34 protein-coding genes are annotated in these 18369 nt (G+C 64.4%); 4 read left to right on the forward strand and 30 right to left on the reverse strand.

Going from position 1 to position 18369, the window contains the following annotated elements; genetic code table 11:
• Positions 1-74: 74 nt before the first annotated feature.
• From AC3WTD_RS17420 to AC3WTD_RS17435, 4 genes are read left to right on the forward strand one after another with little or no spacing between them, the layout of a single operon-like run.
• Positions 75-293, forward strand: a complete 219-nt coding sequence (locus AC3WTD_RS17420; RefSeq protein WP_492614553.1) for a hypothetical protein — start codon at positions 75-77, stop codon at positions 291-293.
• On the forward strand, positions 290-508 hold the full coding sequence (locus tag AC3WTD_RS17425; RefSeq protein ID WP_492614554.1) for an amidase family protein: 219 nt from the start codon (positions 290-292) through the stop codon (positions 506-508). The genes AC3WTD_RS17420 and AC3WTD_RS17425 overlap by 4 nt, the downstream gene beginning before the upstream one ends.
• Positions 505-696, forward strand: coding sequence for an amidase family protein (locus AC3WTD_RS17430; RefSeq protein WP_492614562.1), 192 nt, complete (start codon positions 505-507; stop codon positions 694-696). The genes AC3WTD_RS17425 and AC3WTD_RS17430 overlap by 4 nt, the downstream gene beginning before the upstream one ends.
• Positions 672-1343, forward strand: a complete 672-nt coding sequence (locus AC3WTD_RS17435; RefSeq protein ID WP_492614555.1) for an amidase family protein — start codon at positions 672-674, stop codon at positions 1341-1343. Before AC3WTD_RS17430 ends, AC3WTD_RS17435 begins: the two co-directional genes overlap by 25 nt.
• Before the next feature lie 58 nt (positions 1344-1401).
• Here AC3WTD_RS17435 and AC3WTD_RS17440 read toward each other — a convergent pair whose 3' ends face one another.
• From AC3WTD_RS17440 to AC3WTD_RS17585, 30 genes are all read right to left on the reverse strand, one after another.
• Positions 1402-2772 carry a class II 3-deoxy-7-phosphoheptulonate synthase gene (locus AC3WTD_RS17440; RefSeq protein WP_235642571.1) on the reverse strand — a complete coding sequence of 457 codons (1371 nt, stop codon included), beginning with the start codon at positions 2770-2772 and terminating at the stop codon, positions 1402-1404.
• A 29-nt stretch (positions 2773-2801) separates the two neighbouring features.
• Positions 2802-3305 (reverse strand): disulfide bond formation protein B, encoded by a 504-nt coding sequence (locus tag AC3WTD_RS17445; RefSeq protein ID WP_027493650.1) that lies wholly within the window; start codon positions 3303-3305, stop codon positions 2802-2804.
• Between the two features lie 177 nt (positions 3306-3482).
• Complete coding sequence (gene rplQ / locus AC3WTD_RS17450) at positions 3483-3866, reverse strand: 50S ribosomal protein L17 (protein ID WP_492614556.1); 384 nt, start codon at positions 3864-3866, stop codon at positions 3483-3485.
• A 299-nt stretch (positions 3867-4165) separates the two neighbouring features.
• The gene (locus tag AC3WTD_RS17455; RefSeq protein ID WP_027493648.1) at positions 4166-5164 is read right to left on the reverse strand and encodes a DNA-directed RNA polymerase subunit alpha; all 999 of its coding nucleotides are present in this window, start codon (positions 5162-5164) and stop codon (positions 4166-4168) included.
• A 17-nt stretch (positions 5165-5181) separates the two neighbouring features.
• Positions 5182-5808, reverse strand: coding sequence for a 30S ribosomal protein S4 (gene rpsD / locus AC3WTD_RS17460; RefSeq protein ID WP_027493647.1), 627 nt, complete (start codon positions 5806-5808; stop codon positions 5182-5184).
• Positions 5809-5883: 75 nt separating this feature from the next.
• Positions 5884-6270: a 30S ribosomal protein S11 gene (gene rpsK, locus AC3WTD_RS17465; protein ID WP_007513384.1), complete on the reverse strand. Its 387-nt coding sequence runs from the start codon at positions 6268-6270 to the stop codon at positions 5884-5886.
• Between the two features lie 16 nt (positions 6271-6286).
• On the reverse strand, positions 6287-6643 hold the full coding sequence (gene rpsM, locus AC3WTD_RS17470; protein ID WP_008435464.1) for a 30S ribosomal protein S13: 357 nt from the start codon (positions 6641-6643) through the stop codon (positions 6287-6289).
• 137 nt (positions 6644-6780) lie between these two features.
• Positions 6781-8103, reverse strand: coding sequence for a preprotein translocase subunit SecY (gene secY, locus AC3WTD_RS17475; RefSeq protein ID WP_027493646.1), 1323 nt, complete (start codon positions 8101-8103; stop codon positions 6781-6783).
• Positions 8104-8107: 4 nt separating this feature from the next.
• The gene (gene rplO, locus AC3WTD_RS17480; protein WP_492614557.1) at positions 8108-8539 is read right to left on the reverse strand and encodes a 50S ribosomal protein L15; all 432 of its coding nucleotides are present in this window, start codon (positions 8537-8539) and stop codon (positions 8108-8110) included.
• 64 nt (positions 8540-8603) lie between these two features.
• Positions 8604-8801, reverse strand: a complete 198-nt coding sequence (rpmD, locus tag AC3WTD_RS17485) for a 50S ribosomal protein L30 (RefSeq protein ID WP_027493644.1) — start codon at positions 8799-8801, stop codon at positions 8604-8606.
• The gene (gene rpsE, locus AC3WTD_RS17490) at positions 8794-9303 is read right to left on the reverse strand and encodes a 30S ribosomal protein S5 (protein ID WP_027493643.1); all 510 of its coding nucleotides are present in this window, start codon (positions 9301-9303) and stop codon (positions 8794-8796) included. Before rpsE ends, rpmD begins: the two co-directional genes overlap by 8 nt.
• Before the next feature lie 108 nt (positions 9304-9411).
• On the reverse strand, positions 9412-9771 hold the full coding sequence (rplR, locus tag AC3WTD_RS17495) for a 50S ribosomal protein L18 (protein WP_185754691.1): 360 nt from the start codon (positions 9769-9771) through the stop codon (positions 9412-9414).
• A gap of 97 nt (positions 9772-9868) precedes the next feature.
• Entirely contained in the window at positions 9869-10396 is a 528-nt protein-coding gene (rplF, locus tag AC3WTD_RS17500) for a 50S ribosomal protein L6 (RefSeq protein ID WP_027493641.1), read from the reverse strand.
• An 11-nt stretch (positions 10397-10407) separates the two neighbouring features.
• A complete protein-coding gene (gene rpsH / locus AC3WTD_RS17505; protein WP_027493640.1) occupies positions 10408-10803 on the reverse strand; it encodes a 30S ribosomal protein S8 in 396 nt (131 codons plus the stop codon).
• Positions 10804-11022: 219 nt separating this feature from the next.
• Positions 11023-11328, reverse strand: coding sequence for a 30S ribosomal protein S14 (gene rpsN / locus AC3WTD_RS17510; protein ID WP_027493639.1), 306 nt, complete (start codon positions 11326-11328; stop codon positions 11023-11025).
• Positions 11329-11346: 18 nt separating this feature from the next.
• Positions 11347-11889 carry a 50S ribosomal protein L5 gene (gene rplE, locus AC3WTD_RS17515; RefSeq protein ID WP_185754695.1) on the reverse strand — a complete coding sequence of 181 codons (543 nt, stop codon included), beginning with the start codon at positions 11887-11889 and terminating at the stop codon, positions 11347-11349.
• A 9-nt stretch (positions 11890-11898) separates the two neighbouring features.
• The gene (gene rplX, locus AC3WTD_RS17520) at positions 11899-12213 is read right to left on the reverse strand and encodes a 50S ribosomal protein L24 (RefSeq protein ID WP_007513361.1); all 315 of its coding nucleotides are present in this window, start codon (positions 12211-12213) and stop codon (positions 11899-11901) included.
• A 14-nt stretch (positions 12214-12227) separates the two neighbouring features.
• The gene (gene rplN / locus AC3WTD_RS17525; protein WP_007513359.1) at positions 12228-12596 is read right to left on the reverse strand and encodes a 50S ribosomal protein L14; all 369 of its coding nucleotides are present in this window, start codon (positions 12594-12596) and stop codon (positions 12228-12230) included.
• Positions 12597-12611: 15 nt separating this feature from the next.
• Positions 12612-12872: a 30S ribosomal protein S17 gene (gene rpsQ / locus AC3WTD_RS17530; RefSeq protein WP_027493638.1), complete on the reverse strand. Its 261-nt coding sequence runs from the start codon at positions 12870-12872 to the stop codon at positions 12612-12614.
• Positions 12873-12884: 12 nt separating this feature from the next.
• Positions 12885-13070 carry a 50S ribosomal protein L29 gene (gene rpmC / locus AC3WTD_RS17535; RefSeq protein ID WP_492614558.1) on the reverse strand — a complete coding sequence of 62 codons (186 nt, stop codon included), beginning with the start codon at positions 13068-13070 and terminating at the stop codon, positions 12885-12887.
• A complete protein-coding gene (gene rplP, locus AC3WTD_RS17540; protein ID WP_492614559.1) occupies positions 13070-13483 on the reverse strand; it encodes a 50S ribosomal protein L16 in 414 nt (137 codons plus the stop codon). The genes rpmC and rplP overlap by 1 nt, the downstream gene beginning before the upstream one ends.
• Before the next feature lie 11 nt (positions 13484-13494).
• Complete coding sequence (gene rpsC / locus AC3WTD_RS17545; protein ID WP_492614560.1) at positions 13495-14250, reverse strand: 30S ribosomal protein S3; 756 nt, start codon at positions 14248-14250, stop codon at positions 13495-13497.
• A 16-nt stretch (positions 14251-14266) separates the two neighbouring features.
• The gene (gene rplV / locus AC3WTD_RS17550; RefSeq protein WP_008435486.1) at positions 14267-14602 is read right to left on the reverse strand and encodes a 50S ribosomal protein L22; all 336 of its coding nucleotides are present in this window, start codon (positions 14600-14602) and stop codon (positions 14267-14269) included.
• Positions 14602-14874: a 30S ribosomal protein S19 gene (rpsS, locus tag AC3WTD_RS17555; RefSeq protein ID WP_007513347.1), complete on the reverse strand. Its 273-nt coding sequence runs from the start codon at positions 14872-14874 to the stop codon at positions 14602-14604. Before rpsS ends, rplV begins: the two co-directional genes overlap by 1 nt.
• A gap of 12 nt (positions 14875-14886) precedes the next feature.
• Positions 14887-15711, reverse strand: a complete 825-nt coding sequence (gene rplB / locus AC3WTD_RS17560) for a 50S ribosomal protein L2 (RefSeq protein ID WP_008435487.1) — start codon at positions 15709-15711, stop codon at positions 14887-14889.
• A 17-nt stretch (positions 15712-15728) separates the two neighbouring features.
• Positions 15729-16022, reverse strand: a complete 294-nt coding sequence (gene rplW, locus AC3WTD_RS17565) for a 50S ribosomal protein L23 (RefSeq protein WP_027493634.1) — start codon at positions 16020-16022, stop codon at positions 15729-15731.
• The gene (gene rplD, locus AC3WTD_RS17570; RefSeq protein ID WP_027493633.1) at positions 16019-16621 is read right to left on the reverse strand and encodes a 50S ribosomal protein L4; all 603 of its coding nucleotides are present in this window, start codon (positions 16619-16621) and stop codon (positions 16019-16021) included. The genes rplW and rplD overlap by 4 nt, the downstream gene beginning before the upstream one ends.
• Before the next feature lie 11 nt (positions 16622-16632).
• Positions 16633-17274 (reverse strand): 50S ribosomal protein L3, encoded by a 642-nt coding sequence (gene rplC, locus AC3WTD_RS17575; RefSeq protein WP_027493632.1) that lies wholly within the window; start codon positions 17272-17274, stop codon positions 16633-16635.
• Positions 17275-17294: 20 nt separating this feature from the next.
• Positions 17295-17606, reverse strand: coding sequence for a 30S ribosomal protein S10 (gene rpsJ / locus AC3WTD_RS17580; RefSeq protein WP_007082173.1), 312 nt, complete (start codon positions 17604-17606; stop codon positions 17295-17297).
• Between the two features lie 520 nt (positions 17607-18126).
• A partial coding sequence (locus AC3WTD_RS17585) for an EF-Tu C-terminal domain-related protein (protein ID WP_492614561.1) occupies positions 18127-18369 on the reverse strand: 243 nt, incomplete at its 5' end.

The following is an 18369-nucleotide window of genomic DNA, read 5'->3' on the forward strand; positions in this document are numbered from 1 at the left end:
ACTCCGCGCCCCGTCCGGCGCCGCGCTGAGCTTGGCCCGCGCGACCGCATGCCGTACTCGCTACCGGGGTCATAGTGAAACATCCAGCCGTCCATCTCGTCGCCTTGGCCGCCATGCTGCTCGCCGGTCCGGCAGCGGCTGCCGAGACTGCCCCGCCGGAGATCACCTGCGCCTCGGTCGCACAGCTGCAGCAGCGCATGGATGCCGGCACGCTGGGCAGCCGGGGGCTGGCCAAGCGTTGCTCGAGCGCATCCGGCAGCTCGACCAATCCGGCCCGAGCCTGCATGCGGTGAGCTCGACCAATCCCGACGCGCTGCAGCTGGCCGGCGAACTCGATGCAAAACGCACGAAGGCCCGCAGCCCGCTGCACGGCATCCCGGTGCTGTTGAAGGACAACTTCGATGCCGGCGACCGCATGCTGACCACCGCCGGCTCGCTGGCGTCACCGACGCGCCGGCGCCGCGCGACGCCGGCCTGGTCGAGCGGCTGCGCAAGGTCGGCGCGCTGATCCTTGGCAAGACCAACCTGAGCGAATGGGCCAACTTCCGCTCCAACCATGCCAGCAGCGGCTGGAGCGGACGCGGCGGACAGACCAAGAACCCCTACGTGCTCGACCGCAACCCCTGCGGTTCCAGCGCCAGCTCGCCGGCGCCGAGCCGAACGCCAACCGCGTGCTCGACGAGTCCATCGTGCTGATGAAGGCGCAGGGCGCAATCATCGTCGACCCGGTCACGCTGCCGCACCTGGCCGAGCTCGGCAAGCCGGAGCTCGCCGTGCTGCTGTACGACTTCAAGCACGACATCAACGTCTACCTGGCCGGTCGCCGCGGCCTGAGAGTGAAGACGCTGGCCGACCTGATCGCGTTCAACCAGGCGCATGCCGCCACCGAGATGCGCTGGTTCGGCCAGGAACTGTTCGAGCAGGCCGAACAGAAGGGGCCGCTCAGCGACAAGACATACACCGATGCGCTGGCCGAGGCGAAGCGTTTGGCCGGGCCGGAAGGCATCGACGCCGCGCTGAAGACGCAACACCTGGACGCGCTGCTGGCGCCGTCGTGGGGCCCGGCCTTCATGACCGATCCAGTGCTCGGCGACCACATCGTCAGCGGCGACCCCACCGTGGGCGGCGCCTCGCAGCCGGCGGCGGTGGCCGGCTATCCCTCGATCACCGTGCCGGCCGGGTTTGCACACGGCCTGCCGGTCGGCATCGTGCTGTTCGGCACGAAGTGGAGCGAGCCCACGCTGATCGCGATCGCCTACGGCTTCGAGCAGCATGCGAAAGCCTGGCAGCCGCCGCAGTTCCTCGACACCGTGGGTGGCAAGCCGGCAACCTCCATGCGCTGAGCATGTCGCGATAAAAAGGCGGCCGGTGGCCACCTTTCCCGAACGCACTGCTGGCGCGTCAACCCTGCCCGTTGACCGATTTGCGCACGATCAGCATCGCCAGCTCCAGCGATTGCTCGTAGTTCAAGCGCGGATCGACCATCGACTTGTAGGCGCGGTCGAGGTCGCTCTCGGACAGGTCGCGGGCGCCGCCCATGCACTCGGTGACGTCCTCGCCGGTCAGCTCCAGATGCACGCCGCCGAGCCGGGTGCCGGCTGCCGCGTGGATGTCGAACGCCTGGTCGAGCTCACCGCGGATATTGTCGAAGCGGCGGGTCTTGTGGCCGTTCGAGGTGCTCTCGGTGTTGCCGTGCATCGGGTCGGCCACCCACAGCACGCGCCGGCCCTCGCGCTTCACCGCGGCCAGCAGCGGCGGCAGCGCGGCGGCGATCTTCGCGTTGCCCATGCGGTGGATCAGGGTCAGCCGGCCGGGCTCGTCGTCCGGGTTCAAGGCGTCGATCAGCGGCAGCAGTTGCTCCGCCGTCACCGAAGGGCCGACCTTCACCGCCACCGGGTTGCGGATGCCGCGGAAATACTCCACGTGCGCGCCGTCCAGCGCGGCGGTGCGCATGCCGATCCACGGAAAGTGGGTGGACAGGTTGAACCAGCCGGGGTGGCGCGGCACCTGGCGGGTCAGCGCCTGCTCGTAACGCAGCAGCAGCGCCTCGTGCGAGGTGAAGAAATCCACCTTGGAGAAGCCGGCGATCGAGCCGGCCAGGGTTTCCATGAAGCGCAGCGAGTCGCCGATGGCGGTTACCATCTGGCGGTATTCGGCAGCCAGCGGCGAATGCTCGACCCAGGCCAGATCCCAGTATTCCGGGTGATGCAGGTCGGCGAAACCACCGTCGATCAGCGCACGCACGAAGTTCATGGTCAGCGCCGAGCGCGCATGCGCCTGGATCAGCCGCTGCGGATCGGGCCGGCGTGCAGCGGTGGTGAACTCTGGGCTGTTGACCACGTCGCCGCGGAAGCTCGGCAGGGTCACGCCATCGCGCGTCTCGGTGTCGGCCGAACGCGGCTTGGCATACTGCCCCGCGAAACGGCCCACCCGCAGCACCGGCTTCTTCAGGCCGTGCACCAGCACCAGGCTCATCTGCAGCAGCACCTTCAGCCGGTTCGAGATCACCGGACTGGTGCAGTCGGCGAAGCTCTCGGCACAGTCGCCGCCCTGCAACAGGAAACGCCTGCCCTCCTGCGCCTCGGCCAGCGCCTGCTTCAGCGCCAGCACCTCCCACGAGGTCACCAGTGGCGGCAACTGGGCCAGTTGCGCGCCGGCGGCAGCCAGTTCCGCTGCATCGTCGTAATGCGGCTGCTGCAGCGCCACGCGCTGCTGCCACGAATCGGGGGCCCAGCCGGCGGCGGGGTGAAAATCGGATACAGGGGGATTCATCGCGCGACCCTGGATGGCAACGGGAGCCCTCATCTTGCGGCCAGCCGGCGCCGCGCCGCCACGACCGCCAGCACGGCCAGCGCGACGTACCAGAGCAGGGTCCAGGCCGGCATCGGCAGGCCGAGAACCGGTTCGACCTTGGCGCACTCGCCTGAACCGGTGAAGACCAGCTTCAACATCTTCGAGAAGGGGAACGCATCCAGCAGGTAGCCGAGGCCGGGACCGCAGGAGGGCACCTGGTCGGCCGGCAGGCTTTGCAGCCACAGATGGCGACCGGCGGTGACGATGCCGCCGACCGCACCAACCAGCACCAACCCCGCATAGGCCCAGCGGCCGTTGCCGCGCGGTGCGTGCAGGGCGCCCAGCAGGAAGAACAGAGCCATGACCAGGAACGCGATGCGCTGGAAGATGCACAGCGGGCATGGCGTGAGGCCCAGCCCGTATTCGGCGTACAGCGCAAAGCCGAGCAGAGCCGCGCAGATCAGGAAGCCGACGAGGAAACTGACGCGGTACGACCAGCGAAGTGGATTCATGGCGGATTGTTGCGTTGCGGAACCCGAGACATTACCGCTTCCCGGGGATGCTGTCAGCAGGCGCGAGGCACCTGGCGAAAATTTGCGGATCGGCAAGGCCCATATACGCGAAAACCCGGCGGATCGCCCCGCCGGGTTTCGTGTCTGGATGTCGGCATGTCGCGTCCGACGACCGTCTTACTCGACCTCAACCGCCTCGCCCTGCGGGCGACCGACCAGCTCGACGTACGCCATCGGCGCGTTGTCACCGTCGCGGAAACCGCACTTCAGGATGCGCAGGTAGCCGCCAGGGCGTTCCTTGTAGCGCGGACCCAGCTCGACGAACAGCTTGCCCACCGCCTCCTTGTCGCGCAGGCGCGAGAAGGCCAGGCGGCGATTGGCCACGCCGTCGGTCTTGGCCAGCGTGATCAGCGGCTCGGCCACGCGGCGAAGTTCCTTCGCCTTCGGTAGGGTGGTGCGGATCAGCTCGTGCTTGAACAGCGACGAAGCCATGTTCTTGAACATCGCCTCGCGGTGACTGCTGGTCCGGTTGAACTTGCGTCCGGATTTCATGTGGCGCATGACGAAACTCTCTCTGGTCTGTTGTTATGAAAAGCCGGCGCTTGTGTCCGGTTTTCCGCGGTTGCCCGCTGTTCCAAGCCCTTTCAAAACGGGCTCTCGTGAGACGTGCGGCCATGGATGGCCGTCTGATGCTTCGGCGGCCAAGGGACCGCTTGAAAGGCCAATCCGGCCTTCCGTCGGGCAGTCAAGGCGACTGCTCCAAATTCGCAGCCCGGGGCTGCGAGCCCGGCGGAACGGCCAGATGGCGTCCGCCAGTTCGTGACTGCGACGACGATCGGAAGATCGCCGCCGCAACAACATCAACCCAGCTGCATGCCGTGCGACAAGCCCGGCGGCGGCCAGTTCTCGAGCTTCATGCCCAGCGCGAGGCCACGACCGCCCAGCACGTCTTTGATCTCAGTCAGCGACTTCTTGCCCAGGTTCGGCGTCTTCAGCAGCTCGACCTCAGTCTTCTGCACCAGGTCGCCGATGTAGTAGATGCTCTCGGCCTTCAGGCAGTTCGCCGAACGCACGGTGAGCTCCAGATCGTCGATCGGACGCAGCAACAGCGGATCGAAACCGCTCTTTTCCGCCTTGTCGGTGGCGCTCTCGCGACGCGAGAAGTCGCCGAACACCGACAGCTGGTCGTTGATGATCTCGGCGGCCTTGCGCACCGCGTCCTCGGCACCGATGGTACCGTTGGTCTCGATGTCCAGCACCAGCTTGTCGAGGTTGGTGCGCTGCTCGACGCGGGCGGCGTCCACTTCGTAGGCCACGCGCAGCACCGGCGCGAACGACGCGTCCAGCTGCAGGCGACCGATCGGACGTGCCTCGTCATCCGGATGCTGACGCGTGCTGGCCGGCTGGTAGCCGACGCCGCGACGCACCTTCAGGCGCATGTTGAGGGCGATGTCCTTGGTCAGGTGGCAGATCACGTGCTCGGGATTGATGATCTCCACCGAGTGGTCGACGACGATGTCGCCGGCCGTGACCACGCCCTTGCCCTTCTTGGACAGGGTCAGGGTGACCTCGTCGCCGCTGTGCTGACGGATCGCCACGTCCTTGAGGTTCAGCAGGACTTCGATCACGTCCTCCTGCAGGCCTTCCAGGGTGGTGTACTCGTGCAGCACGCCATCGATTTCCACCTCGACGATGGCGCTGCCGGGGATCGAGGAGAGCAGCACGCGACGCAGCGCGTTGCCCAGGGTGTGGCCAAAGCCACGCTCGAGCGGCTCGACCACCACCTTGGCACGGTTGGCCCCGAGCTGTTCGACGCTGAGGCCACGCGGCCGCAGCACGCTAGTTGACGAAACTGCCATGCAGAGCTCCGGTAAAATTACTTCGAGTAAAGCTCGACGATCAGGGCTTCATTGATGTCGGTCGGCAGATCGCCACGATCCGGCACCGACTTGAACGTACCTTCGAACTTCTTGCTGTCGACTTCGACCCAACCCGGACGCAGGTCCATGGTGTCGAACACGGTCGCCGCTTCCTGCACGCGCAGCTGGCTGCGGGCGCGCTCGGTCAGCGCGATCGCGTCACCCGGACGTACCTGGTATGAAGGGATATTCACCTTCTTGCCGTTCACCAGGATCGCCTTGTGGGCAACCAGCTGGCGGGCCTGGGCGCGGGTGACCGCGAAGCCCATGCGGTAGACGACGTTGTCCAGGCGGCTCTCGAGCAGGCGCAGCAGGTTTTCGCCGGTGTTGCCCTTGAGGGTGGTCGCCTTGGTGTAGTAGTTGCCGAACTGGCGCTCGAGCACACCGTAGATGCGCTTGACCTTCTGTTTTTCACGCAGCTGCACGGCGTAGTCGGACATGCGCATGCGCTTGTTCGCGCCATGCTGACCGGGCTTGTTTTCCAGCTTGCACTTGGAATCCAGCGCACGCGCCGGACTCTTCAGGCTGAGATCTGCACCCTCACGACGGGCGAGTTTGCAGGTAGCTCCACGATAACGTGCCATGGGTAATCTCTTTTTAAATAGTCCGGCCAAGGAAGGCCGGTTCTTGATTCTTGCGATCAAGGATGATCGCAAGAATCACACTCGACGCTTCTTGGGGGGACGGCAGCCGTTGTGCGGAATCGGCGTGACATCGATGATGTTGAGCACCTTGTAGCCCAACGCGTTCAGCGAACGCACCGCCGACTCGCGACCCGGGCCAGGGCCCTTGATGCGCACTTCGACCGTCTTCACGCCGTAGTCGCCGGCGGCACGACCGGCCTTTTCGGCGGCGACCTGGGCGGCGAACGGGGTCGACTTGCGCGAACCGCGGAAACCCGCGCCGCCGGCGGTCGCCCACGACAGGGCATTGCCCTGGCGATCGGTGATGGTGACGATGGTGTTGTTGAAGGAGGCCTGCACGTGGGCCACGGCATCCGTGACAACGCGCTTGATCTTCTTCTTGGTCTTGACAGGCTTGGCCATGTTCGGAATCCGTTACTTACTTCTTGATGGCGCGACGCGGGCCCTTGCGGGTGCGTGCGTTGGTACGCGTGCGCTGGCCGCGCACCGGCAGGCCGCGACGATGACGCAGGCCGCGATAGCAGCCCAGGTCCATCAGGCGCTTGATGGCCATGCCCACTTCGCGGCGCAGATCGCCCTCGACGGTGTATTTGGCGATTTCGTGGCGAAGCTTCTCCACCTCGCCCTCACTCAGGGACTTGATCTGGGTGGTGGGAACCACGCCAGCGTCCACGCAGACCTTCTTGGCCCGGCTGCGGCCGATGCCGTAAATGCTCTGCAGACCGACCCAGACGTGTTTCTGGACCGGCAAATTGACACCCGCGATGCGCGCCATGATGTACTTTCTCCGATGCGTTTCTTGCGCGGTAAACGCGCAATTTTAACCCGAATTTCCCTGACTGGAAAGCCCTACGGCACCCGCGAGCGCCGCCAGCCTCCGACTTCGACCCACTCCGTTCGCCCCAGCAGCCACTAGTTGCGGCGGAGATTGGCCTTCTTGAGCAAGCTTTCGTACTGGTGACTGACCAGATGCGCCTGCACCTGGGCCGTGAAATCCATCACCACCACCACCACGATCAGCAGCGACGTGCCACCGAAATAGAACGGTACGTGCCAGGCGCTCTGCATGAACGACGGCACCAGGCAGACCAGCACCAGGTACAGCGCACCGACACCGGTCAGACGCGTCATGACCGCGTCGATGTAGCTGGCCGTGGCCTTGCCCGGACGGATACCCGGGATCAGCGCGCCCGACCGCTTGAGATTGTCGGCGGTCTCGTCCGCGTTGAACACGATCGCCGTGTAGAAGAATGCAAAGCCGATCACCAGCACCGAAAAAACGGTTTCGTACAGCGGATTGCCGGGGCTCAGCGCCTGCGTCAGATCCTGCAGCCAGCGCGTCTGCTGGCCGGTGGTGAACCAGCTCACCGCGGTCGCCGGGAACATCAGCAGACTCGAGGCGAAGATCGGCGGGATCACGCCCGACATGTTGATCTTCAGCGGCAGGTTCGAGCTCTGGTTCATGTAGGCCTTCTGCCCACCGGAGCGCCGCGCGTAGTTCACTGTGATGCGCCGCTGGGCGCGCTCCATGAACACCACGAACGCGGTCACCGCCAAGGCCAGCGCAAACACCATCAGCAGCTTGATCAGCGACAGCTCGCCATTGCCGGCCATGCCCAGGGTATGCACCACCGCCCCCGGCAGGCCGGCGACGATGCCGGCGAAGATCAGCAGCGAGATGCCGTTGCCGATACCGCGTTCGGTCATCTGCTCGCCCAGCCACATCAGGAACATGGTGCCGGCGGTGAGCCCGACCACGGACGAGAAGATGAAGCCGAAGCCCGGCGTGTAGACCACCGGCGCGCCGCCGGCCGCCACCTGCCCCTGCAATGCCACCGCGATGCCGAACGACTGGAACGCCGCCAAAGCCACCGTGGCATAGCGCGTATACATCGTCATCTTGCGCTTGCCGGCTTCGCCTTCCTTGCGCAGGCTCTGCAGGCTCGGCACCACTGCGCCCATCATCTGGAACACGATCGACGCCGAGATGTACGGGATCACGCCCAACGCGAACACCGAGAAGCGCTCCAGCGCGCCGCCCGAGAACATGTTGAACATGTCCATCAGGCCGTTGCCGTTGACCAGGTTGGTCATCGCCTCCGGATTGACGCCCGGAACCGGAATGAACGAACCGAGCCGGAACACCACCAGCGCACCGACCACGAAGAAGATGCGCTGACGAAGCTCCGTCAGCTTGCCGAGCTTGCCGAGCGCATTGCCCTTGGCTGCTGCCACCTGATTACTCCACGCTGCCGCCGGCAGCCTCGATGGCTGCCTTGGCACCGGCGGTAGCCAGCAGACCGGACAACTTCACCGCGCGGCCGATTTCGCCCTTGAGCACCACCTTGACCTTCTTCGCACGGCTGTTGATCAGGCCAGCCTGATGCAGCGCCACCACGTCGATCACGTCGCCCTTGAGGTGGCCCAGCTGATACAGGAACACTTCCTGGCTCTCGGCCTGCTTCTTCGAGCGGAAGCCGACCTTCGGCATCCGGCGATTCAGCGGCATCTGGCCGCCTTCGAAGCCGTACTTGTGGGTGCCGCCCGCGCGGGCGTGCTGACCCTTGTGGCCGCGGCCGGCGGTCTTGCCCAGGCCCGAACCGATGCCGCGACCGACGCGCAGGCGCGTCTTGCGCGAACCGGCCGCCGGCTTGATGTCATTCAGACGCATGATGGTCATCCTCTAATCAGGCATCCTGCCTGAGAACCCGGCCGTCCATGGCCGGACAATTCAATTAATCTTCGACCCGGACCAGGTAGTAGACCGTGTTGATCAGGCCGCGGACCTGCGGGCTGTCCTTCAACTCACGGACATCGTTGGTCTTGTTCAGGCCCAGCGCCTTCACGCTCAGGCGATGGCGCGCCTGCACGCCGCGCAGGCCCTTGACCAGGCGTACACGGACGGTCGCGGCGGTTTCGTTCTTCTTAGCCATTGCCCAGCACCTCTTCCAGGGTCTTGCCACGCTTGGCGGCGATCTTCTTGGGCGAGGCAACCGCCTGCAGGCCCCTGATGGTGGCACGCACCAGGTTGATCGGATTGCGCGAGCCGACCGCCTTGGCCAGCACGTTCTTCACGCCGACCACTTCCAGCACCGCGCGCATGGCGCCACCGGCAATCACGCCGGTACCCTCGGAAGCCGGCTGCATGTAGACGCGGGCCGCACCATGGTTCGCCTTCACGGCATACCACAGGGTGCCGTTGTTCAGTTCTATGTTCACCATCTGGCGACGGGCACGCTCCATCGCCTTGGAAATGGCCACCGGCACTTCGCGCGCCTTGCCATAGCCGAAGCCGACCTTGCCCTCGCCGTCACCGACCACGGTCAGCGCGGTAAAGCTCATCTGGCGGCCGCCCTTGACGGTCTTGGCCACACGGTTGACGGCAATCAGCTTTTCCAGCAGGCCGTCGGAATTTTCGCGATCGGTAGAAGACATGTTCTTTTCCATGTGCCCGGCGGACCGGGACTTTGCTTGCGGCTGCGCCGCTTGGAGTTGTAGGTGACGCTGTGGAAATCAGGGCATGCCCTGACCCGGGTGTCTCGCTCAGAACTGCAGACCGGCCTCGCGAGCCGCGTCGGCCAGCGCCTTGATGCGACCGTGGTAGCGGAAACCGGAGCGGTCGAACGCGACGGACTCGATACCCGCCGCCTTCGCGCGTTCGGCGACGGCCTTGCCCACCGCGGCGGCGGCGGCCAGGTTCTTGGTGCCCTTCAGACCCTCGGCCACCGACTTCTGCACGGTGGAGGCAGCCGCCACCACGTTCTTGCCGGAGGCGTCGAACACCTGCGCGTAGATGTGCTGGCCGGTACGGTGCACCGACAGGCGGGCCACCGCTAACTTGCGGATATGAGCACGCGTGGACTTGGCACGGCGCAGGCGGTTTTCGTTCTTGTTCATCGTCATGGTTCCTTGAAAGCGGATCGGCTTGGGATAACTGTCATCTGCTCTTGGTGAAGAGTCCGGCCATGGATGGCCGGTCCTTCGCGCAGGGACAGCGCACTTAAGCCTTCTTGGCTTCCTTCAGGGTGATCTTCTCGCCGGCATAGCGCACGCCCTTGCCCTTGTAGGGCTCCGGCGGACGGAAGCCGCGAATCTTCGCCGCCACCTGGCCCACCGCCTGCTTGTCCGAACCCTTGATCAGGATCTCGGTCTGCGACGGGGTCTCGATACTGATGCCTTCTGGCGCATCGAACACCACCGGATGGGAGAAGCCCAGGCTGAGGTTCAGCGACTTGCCCTGCATCGAGGCGCGGTAACCGACGCCGACCAGCTCGAGTTTGCGCTCGTAGCCACCGGAAACACCGGTGACCATGTTGGACAGCAGCGCACGTGCGGTACCGCCGAACTTGTCGTCGGCGCCTTCCACGAGGCTGATGTTCGCCACGCCATTGTCCACGGCGATGGTGACGCCCGGCAGGTGATGCACGGACAGCGAGCCCTTCGGGCCCTTCACCGAGACACTGTCGGCGCCGACCGTCATCTCGACGCCCTTGGGCAGGGAAATGGGTTGTTTGGCAACACGTGACATCGACAGACTCCTTATGCCACTTGGCCAATGACTTCGCCGCCCAGACCCTTGGCACGGGCCTGCGCATCGGTCAGCAGACCGGCGGAAGTCGAGATGATCGAGATGCCCAGGCCGCCCAGGACCTTCGGCAGCTCATCCTTGCCGCGATACACGCGCAGGCCGGAGCGGCTGACACGGGAAATGCGCTCGATGGCCGGCTGGCCCTCGAAATACTTGAGCTTGATCTCGAGCACCGGCTTGCCTTCCTCGGCGGAAGTCTTGGCGTCGAGGATGTAGCCCTCGTTCTTGAGAAGATTGGCGATCGCCAACTTCAGCTTCGACGACGGCATACGCACGGTCGGCTTGCCCATGGCCTGGGCATTGCGGACGCGCGTGAACAGATCGGCGATGGGATCAGTCATGCTCATGAAAACATCCTTCAGAGTGCACCGATATCCGATAAAACCGGAAATCAATCGAATTGTGAGCCGGCATCGACGCCAGCCTGCCTTGCGCAGACCGCCGACTATAACAGCCTTTTCAGGTTTTGGCGAATAGCGATGCGGTAGTCGCATCCACCGACTGCACGTTCGTGCAACCGGGTGAGCCGACGACGGAATCTCTCCGTCGACCAGCCCTGCAGTGGGTTACCAGCTGGCCTTGCGCAGACCGGGCACGTCGCCGCGCATGGTCGCTTCACGCAGCTTGTTGCGGCCGAGGCCGAACTTCGTGTAGACGGCGCGCGGGCGCCCGGTCAACGCGCAGCGGGTACGCTGCCGCACCGGGCTGGCGTCGCGCGGCAGCTTCTGCAGCTTGGACTGGGCGGCCATCTTCTCGTCGTACGAGGCGGTGGTGCTCAGCACGATCGTCTTCAGTTCGGCGCGCTTGACAGCGAACTTCTGGGCGAGCTTGGTCCGCTTGATGTCGCGGTTGACCATCGAGGTCTTTGCCATGGATATCTCTCGCGTGTATCAGTTGCGGAACGGGAAGCTGAACGCAGCCAGCAGGGCCTTTGCCTCTTCGTCGGTCTTCGCGGTGGTGGTGATGGAGATGTCCATGCCACGCAGCGCATCGACCTGGTCGAAGTCGATCTCAGGAAAAATGATCTGTTCCTTGATGCCAAAATTGTAGTTGCCGCGGCCGTCGAAGGCCTTGCCCGAGACACCACGGAAGTCGCGCACGCGCGGCAGCGAGATGTTGATCAGGCGGTCGAGGAACTCGAACATCTGCGCGCGGCGCAGGGTGACCTTGCAGCCGATCGGCCAGCCGTCGCGGATCTTGAACGAGGCCACGGAAACGCGCGCCTTGGTCGTGATCGGCTTCTGGCCGGAGATCTTGGCCATGTCGGCCACGGCGTTCTCGAGCACCTTCTTGTTGCCCGCAGCCTCGCCGACGCCCATGTTCAGCGTGATCTTGGTGATGCGCGGAACCTGCATCACGTTCTGGTAGCCGAACTGCTTGGTGAGCTTCGGCACTACCTGCTCTTTGTAGAAATTTTCAAGGCGGGTCATGATCGTGATTCCTTACGCGTCCACCACCTCGCCAGACGAACGGAACACGCGGACCTTGCGCCCATCTGCGAGCGTCTTGGTGCCGACGCGTTCACCCTTGTTCGTGGCGGGGTTGAACAGCTGCACATTGGAGAGATGGATCGAGGCTTCACGCTCGACGATGCCGCCAGCCTGGTTGGCCTGGGGGTTCGGCTTGGTGTGGCGCTTGACCAGATTCACGTTGGAGACGAACACGCGGTCGCCTGCAACACGCAGCACATCGCCGCGCTGACCCTTGTTCTTGCCGGTGATCACCAGGACCTGATCACCCTTGCGGATACGGTTCATTGTGTTGACTCCGCTCAGAGCACTTCGGGCGCAAGCGAGACGATCTTCATGAACTTCTCGCTGCGCAGCTCGCGGGTGACCGGCCCGAAAATACGGGTGCCGATCGGCTCGAGCTTGTTGTTGAGGAGGACCGCTGCATTGCCGTCGAAACGGATCAGCGAGCCATCGGGACGACGCACGCCCTTGGCGGTACGCACCACCACGGCGTTGTACACCTCGCCCTTCTTCACCTTGCCGCGGGGGATGGCATCCTTCACGGTGACCTTGATCACGTCGCCGATCGCGGCGTAACGGCGCTTGGAGCCGCCGAGCACCTTGATGCACATCAGTTCCTTCGCACCGCTGTTGTCCGCCGCGGAAAGCGTGCTTTGCATCTGGATCATGTCTGCATGCCTCCCTTAGCCGTTGGCGCGCGTGACGATCTCGACCACGCGGTGATGTTTGGTCTTGGACAGCGGGCGGCATTCGGCGATGCGCACGATATCACCCTCGTTTGCGCCCAGGTCGTCCTGCGCATGCAGCTTGGTCGAGCGGCGGATGGTCTTGCCGAGCAGCCAATGCTGCTCCTGCCGCTCGACCAGCACGGTGACCGTCTTGTCCATCTTGTTGCTGGTGACGCGACCCTCGAGGGTACGCGCCTGTTTCTGATTGTCGCTCATGTCGGCCGTCCCTTACTTCTTGCCGCCGAGCACGAACTTCGTGCGGGCGATGTCACGCCGAACGCGGCGGAGCTGGTGCGGCTGAGTGAGCTGGCCGGACCCCTTTTGCATGCGCAGGTTGAACTGCTCCTTGCGCAGGTCCAGCAGATGCCGCTGCAGCTCTTCGGCCGACTGGTTGTTGATATCTTTGATGGCCATCACATCACCGCCCGGGTCACGAACTGGGTCTGCACCGAGAGCTTGGCAGCCGCCAGGCGGAACGCCTCGCGCGCCGTCGACTCGTCGACGCCCTCGATTTCATAGAGCATGCGACCGGGCTGGATCGGGGCGACCCAGAACTCGACGTTGCCCTTGCCCGCGCCCATGCGGACTTCGATCGGCTTCTTGGTGATCGGCTTGTCCGGGAACACGCGGATCCACAGCTTGCCGCCACGCTTGACGAAGCGGGTGATGCAACGACGGGCCGCCTCGATCTGCCGCGCGGTGAGTGCGCCGTGCGTAGTCGCCTTCAGGCCGTACTCGCCGAAGCTGACGAGGTTGGAACACTGGGCCAGACCGTCGTTGCGGCCCTTGAACTGTTTGCGGTATTTGGTTCGCTTGGGTTGCAACATGGCAACTCTCCTTACTTCGCCGACCGTTCGCGACGGCCTTCGCCGTCACGACGCGGTTCACGATCACGACGGCCTTCGCCACCCTCGCGGCGCGAGGACGCCGGCGACTCGTCCTTCGACTCCTGGCCGATCTGGGACAGGTCGAAGATCTCGCCCTTGTTGACCCACACCTTGATGCCGATGATGCCGTAGGTGGTACTCGCCTCGGCGAAGCCGTAGTCGATGTCGGCGCGCAGCGTGTGCAGCGGCACGCGGCCCTCGCGGGCCCACTCGGAGCGGGCGATCTCGGCGCCGTTCAGGCGGCCGGATACGTTGATCTTGATGCCCAGCGCACCCAGGCGCATCGCGTTGCCGACCGAGCGCTTCATCGCGCGGCGGAACATGATGCGGCGCTCCAGCTGCTGCGCGATCGACTCGGCCACCAGCTGTGCGTCCAGCTCGGGCTTGCGCACTTCATTGACGTTGATGTGCGTCGGCACGCCCATCATGTCGCTGACTTCCTTGCGCAGCTTCTCGATGTCCTCGCCCTTCTTGCCGATCACCACGCCCGGACGGGCAGTGTGGATCGTCACGCGCGCGGTCTTGGCCGGGCGCTCGATCTGGATCTTCGAGATGCCGGCGGCAGCCAGCTTCTTCTTCAGCATGTCGCGGACCTTGATGTCGGCCACGAGATACTTGGCGTAATCGCCCTTGTTGGCGAACCACTTCGAGTTCCAGTCCTTGGCAATGCCGAGGCGGATACCGGTGGGATGAACTTTGTGACCCATCGTCTTGTGTCCCCGGTCAGTTACCAACAACCACAGTGATGTGGCTGGTGCGCTTGAGAATGCGCGAACCGCGGCCTTTGGCGCGGGCATACATGCGCTTCATCGCCGGACCTTCATCGACGAAGATGCTGGCCACCTTCAGCTCGTCGACATCCGCGCCGAGATTGTTCTCGGCGTTGGCGACGGCCGACAGCAGCACCTTGCGGACAAGGTGAGCGGCCTTCTTGTTGGTGTAGTTGAGCACGTCGCTGGCCCGGCCCACGGGAAGACCGCGGACCAGATCAGCCACCAGGCGTGCCTTTTGCGCCGAGATGCGGGCGCCGCGCAGGATCGCTTTGGCTTCAGTGCTCATCACTTGCCCTTCTTGTCGCCGACATGGCCCTTGAACGTACGGGTCACCGCGAACTCGCCGAGCTTGTGCCCGACCATGTTCTCGTTGATCAGGACGGGCACGTGCTGACGGCCGTTGTGGATGGCGATGGTCAAGCCGACCATTTCCGGCAGGATCATCGAGCGGCGCGACCAGGTCTTGATCGGGCGCTTGTTGTGGGCGGAAACCGCAGCTTCCACCTTCTTCGCGAGGTGAAGGTCGACGAACGGACCTTTCTTCAGAGAACGCGGCATGTCGGCTTCCTGTTACTTGGTACGACGACGCACGATGAACTGCTGCGTGCGCTTGTTGTTGCGGGTCTTGTAACCCTTGGCCGGCGTGCCCCACGGGCTGACCGGATGACGACCGCCAGAAGTCTTGCCTTCACCACCACCGTGCGGATGGTCGACCGGGTTCATCACCACGCCGCGAACGGTCGGGCGAATGCCCACCCAGCGCTTGGCGCCGGCCTTGCCCAGCTTCTTCAGGCTGTGCTCGCCGTTGCCGACTTCGCCGATGGTGGCGCGGCAATCGACCGAGACGCGGCGCATTTCACCGGAGCGCAGGCGCAGCGTGGCGTAGCCGGACTCGCGGGCAACCAGCTGCACCGAGGCGCCGGCGCTGCGGGCGATTTGCGCACCCTTACCGGGGCGCAGCTCGATGCAGTGGATCGTGCTGCCCATCGGAATATTGCGCAGCTGCAGGCAATTGCCGGCCTTGATCGGCGCGTCGCGACCGGACACCAGACGATCGTCCACCTGCACGCCCTTCGGCGCGATGATGTAGCGGCGCTCGCCATCGGCGTAGCACAGCAGCGCGATGTGCGCGGTACGGTTCGGATCGTACTCGATGCGCTCGACGCGGGCGGCGATGCCTTCCTTGTCGCGCTTGAAGTCGATGATGCGGTAGTGCTGCTTGTGACCGCCGCCGCGATGACGCGTGGTGATGCGACCGTGGTGGTTGCGACCGCCGGTCTTGGACTGCGATTCGGTCAACGCCGCGTACGGCGCGCCCTTGTGCAGGCCTTCCGTGCGGACGCTCACCGCGTCACGGCGGCCCGGCGAGGTCGGCTTGTGGTTGATTAGTGCCATCTCACAGAACTCCTGGCTCAGGCCTTGGCGGACACGTCGATGGTCTGGCCATCGGCAAGACGCACATAGGCCTTGCGCTTGCCCTGGCGGCTGCCAGCGCGGAAACGGAAGGACTTGACCTTGCCCTTAGTGTTGACGAGGTTCACCCGCTCGACCTTGACGTCGAACATTTTCTCCACGGCATCGCGGACATCAGCCTTGGTTGCGGTCGGGGCGACCACGAATACGTACTGGTTGTGCTCGCCAAGGCGCGCCGACTTCTCGGAAATGTGCGGTGCGCGCAGCGTGTCGAGAATGCGTTCGTTGTTCATGCCAGCCACTCCTCGACCTTCTTCACGGCGTCGACCGTCATCACCACGTGGTCGGAACCGACCAGGCTGACGGGGTTCAGCGCCATCACGTCCAGCACATGGATATACGGAATGTTGCGCGCGGCCAGGAACAACGCCTCGGAGGCGTCCTCCGATACCAGCAACACGCGGCCGGAAACCTCCAGCTCGGCCAGCTTGGCCACCATCGCGGAGGTCTTCGGCGTATCGACACCGAAGTTCTCGACGATCTTCAGGCGACCCTGGCGGGCCAGCTCGGAGAAGATCGAGCGGATCGCGACGCGGTAGGCCTTGCGGTTGACCTTCTGCTCGTAGCTGCGCGGCTTGGCGGCGAACGTGACACCACCGCCGACGAAAATCGGCGCACGGTAGTCACCGTGACGGGCGCCGCCGCCCTTCTGCTTCTTGAACTTCTTGGTGGTGCCGGACATCTCGCCGCGCGACAGCTGCGCCTTGGTACCGGCGCGACCGGCCGCCTGGTAGGCAACCACCACCTGGTGAACCAGGGCCTTCTTGTACTCGCCGCCGAACACTTCGTCCGACACGCTGAGCGGCTTGGCGCCAATGACATTCAATTCCATGGCGACTCTCCTCAACCCTTGGTCGTCGGACGAATGATGACGTCGCCGCCGGTTGCACCCGGCACCGCGCCCTTCACGGCGATCAGATGACGCTCGGCGTCGACCTTGACCACTTCCAGGCCCTGCGCCGAGCGGCGCACGGCACCCATGTGACCGGCCATCTTCTTGCCCGGAAACACGCGACCCGGCGTCTGGCGCTGGCCGATGGAGCCCGGCGCGCGATGCGACAGCGAGTTGCCGTGGGTGGCGTCACCCATCTTGAAGTTCCAGCGCTTGATTGTGCCCTGGAAGCCCTTGCCCTTCGACACGCCGGCGACATCGACGATCTGGCCGACGGAGAACACGTCGTCCGCCTTGATCTCGGTGCCCACGCTGTACTTGCCGAGATCCTCGGCAGCCACGCGGAACTCCCACAGGCCGCGACCCGGCTCAACCTTGGCCTTCGCGTAATGGCCCTTCAGCGGCTGCGTCAGCAGGTTCGCGCGCTTGCTGCCCGCGGAAACCTGGACGGCGCTGTAGCCATCGTTCTCATCCGTCTTCAGCTGGGTCACACGGTTCGGCGTCGCTTCAATCAGCGTCACCGGAATCGAGCGGCCATCCTCAGTGAAGAGTCGGCTCATGCCGCATTTGCGGCCAACCAATCCGATACTCATCTTCGTATCCTGTCTGTCGCTCAGCCGAGCTTGATCTGAACATCGACGCCGGCGGCGAGATCAAGCTTCATGAGCGCGTCCACGGTCTTGTCGTTCGGGTCGACGATGTCGAGCACGCGTTTGTGGGTACGGGTCTCGTACTGGTCGCGTGCATCCTTGTCGACGTGCGGCGACGTCAGAATGGTGTAACGCTCGATCTTGGTCGGGAGCGGGATCGGGCCGAGTACCGTGGCACCCGTGCGCTTTGCCGTCTCGACGATCTCGCTGGCCGAGCGGTCGATCAGCCGGTGATCGTACGCCTTCAGCCGAATCCGAATCTTCTGGTTCGCCATAACCGTGTCCTGTTGTCGAAAGAACGCTCTGTAAATAACGAGGAGGCTTCTCGCCACCGCGCACTACCCTTTGCCACTACCACCTGGGGCCGCCAACCCACCGCTGCCCCTTTGAAAAATACCAGGCGAGCCGCAATCCGCTCGCCTGGCACAATCGGAATCTCGCGCAAAACGACGTGTCACCGGGCTGATCCCGTGATCACGTCGACTTGCGAAGGCCGTTCCCCGGCCGGCGAACTCGAAGCACATCCTGCGCCTCATTTCGCGGTTGGTCGTCCAGAAACTGATCTGTCCGACAAGTGAGCTGCGAAGTATACCGGTAAATCTTGAATTAGTGAAGGGGTGCGCAATCGCCGTAACTTGCTCCCCTTCCTGGCGTGATCCGACCTTCCGGTCGGATCAACGGCGGGAGTTATCCCGGCAGCGTATGGTTCCGTTCGCCCCGTGACCTTTACTTCAGCCATCCTCCCTGATGGCAAAGATCAAACCGGCATCCATGCCGGACTTCTCACAAGAGCTATTACTTGATGACCTTGGCTACCACGCCGGCGCCGACGGTGCGGCCGCCTTCGCGGATGGCGAAACGCAGGCCTTCGTCCATCGCGATCGGGTGGATCAGGCTCACCACCATCTTCACGTTGTCGCCCGGCATCACCATCTCCACGCCTTCCGGCAGCGTCACCGCACCGGTCACGTCGGTCGTGCGGAAGTAGAACTGCGGACGGTAGCCCTTGAAGAACGGCGTATGACGGCCACCCTCGTC

This window comes from Rhodanobacter sp. FW106-PBR-R2A-1-15 (assembly GCF_058789735.1).

Coding starts and splice junctions, on each gene's coding strand:
- AC3WTD_RS17440 (WP_235642571.1), bottom strand. CDS start 2,772: ATGAATCCCCCTGTATCCGATTTTCACCCCGCCGCCGGCTGGGCCCCC.
- AC3WTD_RS17445 (WP_027493650.1), bottom strand. CDS start 3,305: ATGAATCCACTTCGCTGGTCGTACCGCGTCAGTTTCCTCGTCGGCTTC.
- rplQ (WP_492614556.1), bottom strand. CDS start 3,866: ATGCGCCACATGAAATCCGGACGCAAGTTCAACCGGACCAGCAGTCAC.
- AC3WTD_RS17455 (WP_027493648.1), bottom strand. CDS start 5,164: ATGGCAGTTTCGTCAACTAGCGTGCTGCGGCCGCGTGGCCTCAGCGTC.
- rpsD (WP_027493647.1), bottom strand. CDS start 5,808: ATGGCACGTTATCGTGGAGCTACCTGCAAACTCGCCCGTCGTGAGGGT.
- rpsK (WP_007513384.1), bottom strand. CDS start 6,270: ATGGCCAAGCCTGTCAAGACCAAGAAGAAGATCAAGCGCGTTGTCACG.
- rpsM (WP_008435464.1), bottom strand. CDS start 6,643: ATGGCGCGCATCGCGGGTGTCAATTTGCCGGTCCAGAAACACGTCTGG.
- rplO (WP_492614557.1), bottom strand. CDS start 8,539: ATGCGTCTGAATGACATCAAGCCGGCGGCCGGTTCGCGCAAGACGCGC.
- rpmD (WP_027493644.1), bottom strand. CDS start 8,801: ATGGCTAAGAAGAACGAAACCGCCGCGACCGTCCGTGTACGCCTGGTC.
- rpsE (WP_027493643.1), bottom strand. CDS start 9,303: ATGTCTTCTACCGATCGCGAAAATTCCGACGGCCTGCTGGAAAAGCTG.
- rplR (WP_185754691.1), bottom strand. CDS start 9,771: ATGACGATGAACAAGAACGAAAACCGCCTGCGCCGTGCCAAGTCCACG.
- rplF (WP_027493641.1), bottom strand. CDS start 10,396: ATGTCACGTGTTGCCAAACAACCCATTTCCCTGCCCAAGGGCGTCGAG.
- rpsH (WP_027493640.1), bottom strand. CDS start 10,803: ATGAGCATGACTGATCCCATCGCCGATCTGTTCACGCGCGTCCGCAAT.
- rpsN (WP_027493639.1), bottom strand. CDS start 11,328: ATGGCAAAGACCTCGATGGTCAACCGCGACATCAAGCGGACCAAGCTC.
- rplX (WP_007513361.1), bottom strand. CDS start 12,213: ATGAACCGTATCCGCAAGGGTGATCAGGTCCTGGTGATCACCGGCAAG.
- rplN (WP_007513359.1), bottom strand. CDS start 12,596: ATGATCCAGATGCAAAGCACGCTTTCCGCGGCGGACAACAGCGGTGCG.
- rpsQ (WP_027493638.1), bottom strand. CDS start 12,872: ATGAGCGACAATCAGAAACAGGCGCGTACCCTCGAGGGTCGCGTCACC.
- rpmC (WP_492614558.1), bottom strand. CDS start 13,070: ATGGCCATCAAAGATATCAACAACCAGTCGGCCGAAGAGCTGCAGCGG.
- rplP (WP_492614559.1), bottom strand. CDS start 13,483: ATGTTGCAACCCAAGCGAACCAAATACCGCAAACAGTTCAAGGGCCGC.
- rpsC (WP_492614560.1), bottom strand. CDS start 14,250: ATGGGTCACAAAGTTCATCCCACCGGTATCCGCCTCGGCATTGCCAAG.
- rplV (WP_008435486.1), bottom strand. CDS start 14,602: ATGAGCACTGAAGCCAAAGCGATCCTGCGCGGCGCCCGCATCTCGGCG.
- rpsS (WP_007513347.1), bottom strand. CDS start 14,874: ATGCCGCGTTCTCTGAAGAAAGGTCCGTTCGTCGACCTTCACCTCGCG.
- rplB (WP_008435487.1), bottom strand. CDS start 15,711: ATGGCACTAATCAACCACAAGCCGACCTCGCCGGGCCGCCGTGACGCG.
- rplW (WP_027493634.1), bottom strand. CDS start 16,022: ATGAACAACGAACGCATTCTCGACACGCTGCGCGCACCGCACATTTCC.
- rplD (WP_027493633.1), bottom strand. CDS start 16,621: ATGGAATTGAATGTCATTGGCGCCAAGCCGCTCAGCGTGTCGGACGAA.
- rplC (WP_027493632.1), bottom strand. CDS start 17,274: ATGAGTATCGGATTGGTTGGCCGCAAATGCGGCATGAGCCGACTCTTC.
- rpsJ (WP_007082173.1), bottom strand. CDS start 17,606: ATGGCGAACCAGAAGATTCGGATTCGGCTGAAGGCGTACGATCACCGG.